This is a genomic window from Microbacterium sp. ZW CA_36 (genome assembly GCF_044987475.1).
In the GTDB taxonomy this organism is placed as follows: Bacteria; Actinomycetota; Actinomycetes; order Actinomycetales; family Microbacteriaceae; genus Microbacterium.
Genome location: NZ_JBJDRL010000101.1, coordinates 1 through 8,849 on the forward strand (window position 1 = coordinate 1; position 8,849 = coordinate 8,849).

11 protein-coding genes and 1 rRNA gene are annotated in these 8,849 nt (G+C 70.6%); 7 read left to right on the forward strand and 5 right to left on the reverse strand.

Annotated elements, in window-relative coordinates; translation table 11 throughout:
- The 4 genes from rrf to ACI3KX_RS21230 all read left to right on the forward strand — a co-directional run.
- Nucleotides 1-78 (forward strand): 5S ribosomal RNA (gene rrf / locus ACI3KX_RS21215); the annotation flags it as partial.
- A 79-nt stretch (nt 79-157) separates the two neighbouring features.
- On the forward strand, nt 158-1,234 hold the full coding sequence (gene dapE, locus ACI3KX_RS21220; RefSeq protein WP_404910986.1) for a succinyl-diaminopimelate desuccinylase: 1,077 nt from the start codon (nt 158-160) through the stop codon (nt 1,232-1,234).
- Nucleotides 1,216-2,442: a hypothetical protein gene (locus ACI3KX_RS21225; protein WP_404910987.1), complete on the forward strand. Its 1,227-nt coding sequence runs from the start codon at nt 1,216-1,218 to the stop codon at nt 2,440-2,442. Before dapE ends, ACI3KX_RS21225 begins: the two co-directional genes overlap by 19 nt.
- 95 nt (nt 2,443-2,537) lie before the next feature.
- A complete protein-coding gene (locus ACI3KX_RS21230) occupies nt 2,538-2,711 on the forward strand; it encodes a DUF3117 domain-containing protein (protein ID WP_019179788.1) in 174 nt (57 codons plus the stop codon).
- 61 nt (nt 2,712-2,772) lie between these two features.
- On the opposite strand, the gene ACI3KX_RS21235 is transcribed toward ACI3KX_RS21230, so the two are convergent.
- The gene (locus ACI3KX_RS21235) at nt 2,773-3,408 is read right to left on the reverse strand and encodes a class I SAM-dependent methyltransferase (RefSeq protein WP_349427108.1); all 636 of its coding nucleotides are present in this window, start codon (nt 3,406-3,408) and stop codon (nt 2,773-2,775) included.
- 73 nt (nt 3,409-3,481) lie between these two features.
- Between ACI3KX_RS21235 and ACI3KX_RS21240 the strand changes: the two genes are divergently transcribed.
- Complete coding sequence (locus tag ACI3KX_RS21240; RefSeq protein ID WP_349427109.1) at nt 3,482-3,865, forward strand: Sec-independent protein translocase TatB; 384 nt, start codon at nt 3,482-3,484, stop codon at nt 3,863-3,865.
- A gap of 13 nt (nt 3,866-3,878) precedes the next feature.
- Here the strand turns inward: ACI3KX_RS21240 and ACI3KX_RS21245 are convergent, their stop codons facing one another.
- The 3 genes from ACI3KX_RS21245 to ACI3KX_RS21255 are packed head-to-tail and all read right to left on the reverse strand — an operon-like array spanning nt 3,879 to nt 6,888.
- Complete coding sequence (locus ACI3KX_RS21245; protein WP_404910988.1) at nt 3,879-5,033, reverse strand: Mrp/NBP35 family ATP-binding protein; 1,155 nt, start codon at nt 5,031-5,033, stop codon at nt 3,879-3,881.
- Nucleotides 5,030-5,557: a DUF1003 domain-containing protein gene (locus ACI3KX_RS21250; RefSeq protein ID WP_363357063.1), complete on the reverse strand. Its 528-nt coding sequence runs from the start codon at nt 5,555-5,557 to the stop codon at nt 5,030-5,032. Before ACI3KX_RS21250 ends, ACI3KX_RS21245 begins: the two co-directional genes overlap by 4 nt.
- Nucleotides 5,557-6,888, reverse strand: a complete 1,332-nt coding sequence (locus tag ACI3KX_RS21255) for a magnesium transporter (protein WP_404910989.1) — start codon at nt 6,886-6,888, stop codon at nt 5,557-5,559. The genes ACI3KX_RS21250 and ACI3KX_RS21255 overlap by 1 nt, the downstream gene beginning before the upstream one ends.
- A gap of 40 nt (nt 6,889-6,928) precedes the next feature.
- Between ACI3KX_RS21255 and ACI3KX_RS21260 the strand changes: the two genes are divergently transcribed.
- Entirely contained in the window at nt 6,929-7,765 is an 837-nt protein-coding gene (locus ACI3KX_RS21260; protein WP_404910990.1) for a general stress protein, read from the forward strand.
- Nucleotides 7,762-8,460 carry an alpha/beta family hydrolase gene (locus ACI3KX_RS21265; RefSeq protein WP_404910991.1) on the forward strand — a complete coding sequence of 233 codons (699 nt, stop codon included), beginning with the start codon at nt 7,762-7,764 and terminating at the stop codon, nt 8,458-8,460. The genes ACI3KX_RS21260 and ACI3KX_RS21265 overlap by 4 nt, the downstream gene beginning before the upstream one ends.
- Here the strand turns inward: ACI3KX_RS21265 and ACI3KX_RS21270 are convergent.
- Nucleotides 8,436-8,849, reverse strand: a 414-nt coding sequence (locus ACI3KX_RS21270) for a citrate/2-methylcitrate synthase (RefSeq protein WP_404910992.1), incomplete at its 5' end; no start/stop codon positions are given. The two genes, ACI3KX_RS21265 and ACI3KX_RS21270, sit on opposite strands and share 25 nt — an antisense overlap.

An 8,849-nucleotide genomic window follows, 5' to 3' on the forward strand; every position in this document is an offset into this window, starting at 1 on the left:
CCGAACCCGGAAGCTAAGCCTCTCAGCGCCGATGGTACTGCAGGGGGGACCCTGTGGGAGAGTAGGACACCGCCGGACACCCATTCACGCAATGGCCACCCCTGATGGGGTGGCCATTGCGCGTTAAGGGCATCATGCGCCTCGGTAGACTCGGGGGATGCCCGCGCTCGATCTGTCGCTTTCCTCTGCTGAACTCACTCGCATCATCTGCGACACTCCGAGCGAATCGGGCGAGGAGAAACTCCTCGCCGATGCGATCTTCGCGGAGATCTCGGCACTCGATCACCTCGAGGTGTACCGCGACGGCGACACGATCGTCGCCCGCACGAACCTCGGTCGCGCGCAGCGCGTCGTGATCGCCGGGCACATCGACACCGTCCCGATCAACCGCAACGTCCCGACGAAGGACGTCGAGATCGAGGGGCAGCCCTTCATCTGGGGCCGTGGCACCGTCGACATGAAGGCGGGCGTCGCTGTCCAGCTCAAGCTCGCCGCCGAGCTGATCGCTCCCCGCGTCGACATCACCTGGATGTGGTATGACCACGAAGAGGTCGACGCCGACCTCAACGGGCTCACCCGATTGGCGCGCACGCGCCCCGACCTCTTCGCCGGCGACTTCGCGATCCTCGGCGAACCGTCGAACGGCGAGGTGGAGGGCGGGTGCAACGGCAACCTCCGTGCGATCGTGCGCACGCACGGCGTTCGCGCCCACAGCGCGCGGGCATGGATCGGCGAGAACGCGATCCACAAGGCGGCGCCCGTCCTCGACCGGCTCGCCGAGTACGCGCCGCGCGATGTCGCGGTCGAGGGTCTCGTGTACCGTGAGGGCCTCAATGCCGTCCGCATCAGCGGCGGCGTCGCAGGCAACGTGATCCCCGACCTCTGCGAGGTGGAGGTCAACTACCGCTTCGCTCCGAGCCGCGATGCGGCTGAGGCCGAGGCGCACGTGCGCGAGGTGTTCTCCGGCTTCGAGGTCGACGTCGTCGATGTGGCGGCCGGCGCGCGACCCGGCCTCGACGCTCCGCTGGCGCAGGAGTTCCTCGCCGCGGTCGGCGCCGAACCGCGTCCGAAGTACGGATGGACCGATGTGGCCCGCTTCAGCGCGCTGGGCGTGCCGGCCGTGAACTATGGCCCAGGAGACCCGCACCTCGCCCACCACGATGAGGAGCGGGTGCCGGTGGCTCAGATCGAGGCGGTCGAGCAGGGCCTGCGGGCGTGGCTGGCGACCAGCTGACCGCCGATCCCGCCCCCCGGCGCTCGAGGGGCCGCATCGCCCTGCGGGTGGCGGCGATCTACCTGGGCGCGCGCCTGATCACCACGCTCTTCCTGTTCCTCGCGGCCGAGCTGTCAGGTTTCCAGAGCCGGATGGGTGCGGATGCGGGTCTCGGAGACACTGTCGTCGCGTGGGATGGCACGTGGTACTGGCTGGTGGCGATCTCGGGCTACCCGAGCTCGCTCCCGCTGACCGATTCCGGGCAGGTGGCCGAGAACGCATGGGCGTTCCTCCCGCTGTACCCCTACCTCGCGCAGGCGGTCGCCTTGCCGTTCGGCGGGCAGTGGGGGACGGGCGCCGTGATCGTGTCGCTCATCGCGGGGTACGGCGCATCCCTCGCCCTCTACAGTCTGCTGCGGATCCGCCTCGATGAGGTGGCGACGCTGTGGGCGGTGGCGTTCTTCGCCAGCGGGCCGATCGCGGCGCTGTTCCAGATCGGCTATGCCGAGTCGCTCAACCTCTTCTGGCTGTTCTGCGCGCTCTGGTGCGTGGTGCGGCGTCGTTACGGCTGGCTGTATCTGCTCATTCCGCTGATGGCGTTCACGCGCCCCGGCGTGCTGGCGTTCTCGCTGTTCCTGGCGCTCTTCGGCATCTGGAGGTGGTTCCACAGGACGAGGGAACCCCTGCGCGGCGCCGAGATCACCCACATCATCGCGCTGGGCCTGCTCGCCGCCGTCGCAGGCTTCGCGTGGCAGTTCATCGCCGGCTGGGTGACCGGTGAACCTGACGCCTACCTCGCGACCGAGCTCGCCTGGCGTCGCAACTGGGTGCCGGGAGACCCGTCCTTCGTACCCTTCGAGCCCTTCTTCGCCGGGGTGTCGTTCTGGTTCGAGACGATCTGGCGCCTGCCTCTCGTCCTCGGCTACGCCCTCGCCGGCGCCGGCGTGCTGCTGATGGGCGCTGCCCTCGCCTTCCTGCCGCAGGTGCGCCGGCTGGGCGTCGAGATCCGGCTGTGGAGCGCGAGCTATCTCGTGTACCTGCTGCTGGTGTTCTTCCCGCAGTCGAGCATCTTCCGGCTGCTCGTGCCGCTCTCCCCGTTGTGGGGCGCCTTCGCCGTGCCGCGGTCGCGCGTCTGGCGCGTCGGGGTGCTCCTGGTGTGCCTGATCGGGCAGTGGTGGTGGATCTACAACATGTACGCACTCGGCAACAGCACCTGGCAGGTGCCATGACGCGACATGACGGATGCCGCTTTCCCCAGGCGTGCCCGGGGCCCGTGCCCTCACGATAAACTTGACCTGCAGACCATCGATGAAAAGGAGCCGCAATGGCAGCCATGAAGCCGAGAACCGGAGACGGGCCGATGGAGGCCGTGAAGGAGGGTCGACTCATCATCGTGCGCGTGCCGCTCGAAGGAGGCGGTCGCCTGGTCGTCTCGGTGAACGACGCTGAGGCCAAGGAGCTCTACGACGTACTGGGTGGCGTCGTCAACGCCGCGTAGTGGCACGTTGCGCGAATGGCCGGTCCCGACGGGACCGGCCATTCGCGTTCCTGCCGAGATGTCAGGTGAGGGCGATGGTGGTGAGCTGCAGCAGCCCCTCGCCCGTGATCGACAGCGCTCCGATCACGGCGGGCGATGCCTGTGTCTCCTGGATGAGCGAGCGGTAGGCGGTGGTCACCGGGTCCCGGCGGACCGGGTCGGCGACGCCGCCGCCGGCGAGGACGCGGGGGACCAGCACGGTGCCACCGGCGCGCACCAGGCGAAGGCCGTGCTCCACGTACTCGATCACGCCATCGGGATCGGCGTCCACGAGCACGATGTCGTAGGACGCCTCGTTCATGCGGGGCAGCACCTCTGCGGCGCGGCCGGTGATGAATCGTGCGCGGGCCGGAGGGATCCGCGCCTCGGCGAAGGCCTGACGCGCGGCGCCGAGGTGCTCCGGCTCCTTGTCGATGGTGGTGAGGGTGGCACGGGGCGAACCGTGCAGCAGCCAGAGACCGGAGACCCCCGCGCCCGTGCCGATCTCGACGATGTTGAGCGCCTGGGACGCGGCGGCGATGACCGCGCACTGCGCGCCGATTGCGGGGCTGATCGGCGCGGCGCCGAGTTCGAGCGCGTGCGCCCGAGCTCGCGCGATGTGCTCCGGCTCGCTCGTCGCCTCATCGACGAACCGCTGGTTCGCGTTCTGCTCTCCCATCGGCATCCCTCCGTTCGCCAGCCTACGCGGCCCCGCGGCGCTGACCGCTCAGGCACGGCGGTAATCTGAAGGCATGATCTTCGGCCTCACGATCGAGAAGCTTCTGCTGATCGGACTCGTCGCGGCACTCATCCTCGGACCCGAGCGTCTGCCGCGGTATGCGGAGTCCCTCGCGGGACTGACGAAGCGGGCGCGGGAGTGGGTGACAACCGCGCGCACGCGTGTGCGCGACGAGATGGGCGAGGACTTCGACGACGTCGACTGGCGCACTCTCGATCCGCGCCAGTACGACCCCCGGCGCATCATCCGCGAGGCTCTGCTGGACGATGCGCCGGTTGCCGGTGTCGCCGCCGCAGCGCAGGCCGCACCCGCACCGACGCCCCCGACCACACCGGTGGCGTCGCCCTTCCGCGGTCCGGCAGGCGGGCCGACGCCCTACGACACAGAGGCGACCTGACGCCGTGCGGGTGTCACCGCGGACGGAACGGGAGCGAGCGTCCTGACAGACCCCGCGGCGTGCGCGCCAGTTCTGTGGCGATGCGGGCGATGACCTCGGACGCGGGATCATCGGGGTGTGCAAGGACGGCCGGGATGCCGGCATCCGCGTCCGCCCGCAGCGTCGGGCTGAGCGGCACCGAGCCGAGGAGCGCAACCTCTGCATCGGGCTGAGACAGCGCCGTGGCGACCGCGGCGCCGCCTCCGGCGCCGAAAAGATCGAGCGTCGTGCCGTCGGGGAGAGTCAGGGCTGACATGTTCTCGATCACGCCGATGACCCGCTGGCCCGTCTGACGCGCCACCAGGCCGCTCCGCACAGCGACATCCGAGGCGGCGGTCTGCGGCGTGGTCACGACGAGCACCTCGGCGTTGGGCAGCAGCTGGCCGACCGAGATCGCGACGTCGCCGGTGCCCGGCGGCATGTCGAGCAGGAGCACATCGAGATCGCCGAAGTACACATCGGTGAGGAACTGCACCACCGTGCGGTGCAGCATCGGCCCGCGCCACGCGACGGCGCCGACCGGGCTGTCACCGTCCCGCCCGCGCAGGAACATCCCGATCGAGATCACCTTCACGCCGTGCGCGACGGGCGGCAGCATGAGGTCGTCGACGCGCGTGGGCTGCGGCACGCTGCCGTCGGCCGCCACGAGACCCAGCTGACCGGGGATCGAGAAGCCGTGCACGTCGGCGTCGACCAGCCCGACGGCCAGGCCACGCTCAGCGAGCGCGACGGCGAGGTTCGCGGTCACAGTGGACTTGCCGACACCGCCCTTGCCGCTGGTGACCGCGATGACACGCGTGAGCGTACCGGGGCCGAACGGCATCTCCCGGGCACGGCCGCCGCGGAGACGCTCGGTGAGCGCGTGCCGCTCGGCCGGGGTCATCACGCCCACGTCGAGGGCGACATCCGTGATGCCCGGAACGGATGCCGCGGCCGCGCGCACATCCGAGGCGATGCGCTCGGCAGCTGGGCACCCGACGATGGTCAGGGCGATCGCGACGTGCGCGACGCCGTCCTCCACGGAGATATCGCGGACCATGTCGAGCTCGCCGATCGGACGGCGCAGCTCCGGATCCGAGACAGCGCCGACGGCGGTGCGGACGGCGTCCGCGTCCGTGGAGACGCTCATCTCGTGGCGCCCTCGTCGACCTCGGGGCTGTTGTCGAGCTTCTCGAGCAGGGCGCGTAGCTCGGTGCGGAGCACCTCGCGTGTCACGACCTGGTCGGCGAAGTCGTTGACAGCCATGCGCAGCGCAACCACCTCGCGTGCGAGGTACTCCGTGTCGGCGAGGTTGCGCTCGGCGCGCTGACGGTCCTGCTCGATCTGAACCCGGTCGCGGTCGTCCTGCCGATTCTGCGCCAACAGGATCAGGGGCGCCGCATACGACGCCTGCAGGGACAGGATCAGCGTCAGCAGCGTGAAGTTCGTCGCGGCCGGGTCGAACTGCAGCTGCGGGGGCATGAAGATGTTCCACGCCAGCCACAGGGCCACGAAGACGGTCATGCCGATGAGGAAGCCCGACGTGCCCATCGCGCGGGCGAACGCCTCGGAGAAGCGCCCGAACCTGTCGCTCGACGGCTGCGGGCTGCGCTGCAGCATGCCCGAGCGGCCGCGGGGCGCGTCGAGTGACGGCTGGCGGTTGCTGCGGGCCATCAGCGCCTCCTGCCGGTGCTCTTGCGCGTGCCGAAGGTCAGCGTGCTCGCTGTGGTCGTCGGCACGGACTCGGACGCCGGGCGTCGTTCGTCATCCTCCGCATCGTGAGATCGCCAGTCCTCGGGCAGCAGGTAGTCGAGCACGTCGTCGACGCTGACCGCGCCGACCAGCCGGTGAGCGGGATCCACGACGGGAAGCGAGACGAGGTTGTACGACGCGAGGAGCCGGGCCACCTCGGTAGCCGATGCGGTGGCGGGCACGGGGTCGAGCGTGTCGTCGATGATCGCACCGAGGCGCTCGTGCGGCGGGTAGCGCAGCATCCGCTGGAAGTGCACGGTGCCCAAGAGCCTGCCCGTCGGCGTCTCGTAGGGCGGCAGCGTGACGAAGACCGCGGCCGCCAGTGCAGGGTGCAGCTCGTGGCGCCGGATGAGGGCGAGTGCCTCGGCGATGGTCGCGTCGGCGGACAGCACGATCGGCTCGCTCGTCATGAGACCGCCCGCGGTGTCGGAGGCGTACTTCAGCAGCGCGCGGACGTCCTCCGCCTCCTCGGGCTGCATGAGATCCAGCAGCTCCTCGCGCTGGTCCTCGGGCAGCTGGCCCAGCACGTCGGCGGCATCATCGGGTTCCATGGCATCGAGGATGTCGGCGGCGCGCTCGTCGTCGAGCGCCTCGAGGATGTGCACCTGCTCGTCCTCGGGCATCTCTTCCAGCGCGTCGGCGAGCCGATCGTCGGGGAGCTCTTCGACGACCTCGAGAAGCCGATCCTCGGGGAGGTCGAGCAGCGTGTTCGCCAGGTCGGCGGGGCGCAGCTCGGAGTAGGTCGCGACCAGCTGTTCGGCCGACTGGGCCTCGCCAGGCACCTGGCTCTCGCGCACCGCGTCCCAGTTGGCGAAAGTCGTCGGCCCCTTGGCGAAGGGCGAGGCGCTCGTCTTCGGCTTGCGCAGGAAGAGCTGTCCGACATCCCACTCGCCCAGGCGGTTGCGCTCGATGGCGACGTCTTCGATCACGGCCGTGCCGGAGCCGTCGGCGAAGAACACCTTGCGGCCGAGCATCTCGGCCATCACGCGCACCTCGCCGCCGCGCTGCTGGAAGCGGCGCACGTTGATGAGGCCGGTGGTGATGACCTGGCCGGTGGCGATGGAGGTGACGCGTCCGATCGAGACGAAGACATGGCGACGCCCGGGGATCTCCACGACGAGCCCGATCACGCGGGGCGGATCATCTTTTCGATAGATGACGACGACGTCGCGGACCTTGCCGAGACGGTCGCCGGCGGGGTCGAAGACCGAGCACCCGGAAAGGCGCGCGACGAAAACCCTCTGCGTGCTCACACGTCCCAGCGTAGTCCGCGTGCCATGGGAGGATGGGGAGATGACCATGATGGGAGGGCGCTCTCCGCAGGGTTCCGACGCGGTCGGCCAGACCGTGGCGAGCTTCCCGACGTACGAGGCTGCGCAGAAGGCGGTGTCGTCGCTGATCGCGGCCGACATCCCGGCGCGCGACATCGCGATCGTGGGTCAGGGGCTCCGTTCGATCGAGCGGATCACGGGTCGCCTCGGCTACGCGTCGGCGGCGCGTTCCGGTGCCGTGAATGGGCTCCTCCTCGGACTGCTGTTCTCCGCGATCCTGGTGATCGGATCCCCGTCCGTGCCCATCCAGGCCTTCGTCGGGGTGCTGTTCGTGGGCATCGCGATCGGCATGCTGCTGAGCATCGTCACGTACTCGTTCGTGCGCCGCCGCCGCGACTACGCGTCGGTGATGCAGGTCGTCGCCGACCACTACGAGGTCACCGTGACCGACAACAGCGTGCATCGCGCACGTCAGGTGCTCGGCCCCCAGACCGGAGTGACGCCGGCCGCGCCTGCGGCGTCAGCCGCTCCGACGTCGCCCGCCGTGCCTGCTGCGCCCGCTCCCGCGGCGGTGGCCGCGGAGCCGCCGCGGTACGGCGAGCGGGTCGTGCCGAACACGGATGCCGCGCGGCAGGAGCCGCAGCCGTCGGTGCCCGAGCAGCCCGCCGCAGACGCCCTCGCCGGTGAACCGGCGGAGGCCTCCGGTGCGCCGGCGGATGCCGCGGATGCGGACTCCTCCGGCGCGCCGGCGGATGCCGCGGATGCGGACGGCGCCCCCGCAGAACCGGCAGACGGCTCCGAGCGGGATTCCGTCGACGCATCGAAGGAATCGCGCGCCGGCGACAGCGAACGCGCATGAGCGCAGGCGGGGATTCCTCGCGGATCGCCGTCGCGCTCCCGAACGCAAGCGCCGACGTCTCGATCGACCTCGTGGCGCCGGCGGCGCCCTGGGCGTTCGCCGGCCTCGCGCACGGTGCCGGCGCCGGCTACCGGCATCCGTTCCTGACCGGGTTCGCCGACGCGCTCGCGCGCGAAGGCGTCGCCACGCTGCGCTTCAACTTCCCCTACGTCGAAGCGGGACGACGGATGCCGGGTCCCGCGGCTCACGCCGTCGCAACGTGGGCGGCAGTGCACGACGCTCTGGTGAAGAGCGCGGATGGGGCACCGGTCTTCGCGATGGGCAAGTCGTACGGCGGGCGCATGGCGTCGATGGCCGCTGCGGAAGGCGTGATCGATCCGTCGGGGCTGGTCTACCTCGGTTACCCGCTCCATCCGCCGGGGAGCCCCGACAAAGCCCGCACGGCGCACCTGCCGGATGTGCCGCAGCCGCAGCTGTTCGTCGAGGGCACCAACGATCCCTTCATCGATCCCCATGACCAGCTGGACGCGGCGGTCGCCACGTGCCGCCGGGCCGAGATCGCGTGGATCGAGGGCGGCGGCCACTCCTTCGAGGTCAAGGGCCAGAAGCGCCCGCCGGCCGAGATCGCCGCCGACCTCGTCCCTCGGGTCGTCGCGTGGATGCGCCGGATTCACTCCGGGGCAGGACCCACGTAGCGGCCCCGGGGCCGCAGGCGCATCGGGCGCTCGTCGTACTCGTCGATCGCGTGGGTGATCCAGCCGGCGATGCGGCCGACCGCGAAGACGACGGCGCCGGCATCCTCGGGCATCTGCGCCCAGAGCACGAGCGCGGCCAGCGCCAGGTCGAGGTTCGGTCGTGCGTCGGCGCGACGCGCCACTTCACCGGCGACCGCGTCGACCGCCGCCATGACGTCGGCGCTGCCGGGCGCCTCCCGCAGCAGCTCCAGCAGAACGGCAGCCCGCATGTCTCCGCCGGCATACAGCGCCTGGCCGAACCCGGGGATGCCGCGCCCGCCGTCGCGCACGGCACGGGCGATCGCCGAGGGCGCCGGATCCCCCTCGGTCACGGCGCGCAGCATGCGGAC

Bases quoted from the DNA above. Each gene is read 5' to 3' on its own strand.
- ACI3KX_RS21230 (WP_019179788.1), top strand. From the start codon at position 2,538: ATGGCAGCCATGAAGCCGAGAACCGGAGACGGGCCGATGGAGGCCGTG.
- ACI3KX_RS21235 (WP_349427108.1), bottom strand. From the start codon at position 3,408: ATGGGAGAGCAGAACGCGAACCAGCGGTTCGTCGATGAGGCGACGAGC.
- dapE (WP_404910986.1), top strand. From the start codon at position 158: ATGCCCGCGCTCGATCTGTCGCTTTCCTCTGCTGAACTCACTCGCATC.
- ACI3KX_RS21240 (WP_349427109.1), top strand. From the start codon at position 3,482: ATGATCTTCGGCCTCACGATCGAGAAGCTTCTGCTGATCGGACTCGTC.
- ACI3KX_RS21265 (WP_404910991.1), top strand. From the start codon at position 7,762: ATGAGCGCAGGCGGGGATTCCTCGCGGATCGCCGTCGCGCTCCCGAAC.
- ACI3KX_RS21245 (WP_404910988.1), bottom strand. From the start codon at position 5,033: ATGAGCGTCTCCACGGACGCGGACGCCGTCCGCACCGCCGTCGGCGCT.
- ACI3KX_RS21250 (WP_363357063.1), bottom strand. From the start codon at position 5,557: ATGGCCCGCAGCAACCGCCAGCCGTCACTCGACGCGCCCCGCGGCCGC.
- ACI3KX_RS21260 (WP_404910990.1), top strand. From the start codon at position 6,929: ATGACCATGATGGGAGGGCGCTCTCCGCAGGGTTCCGACGCGGTCGGC.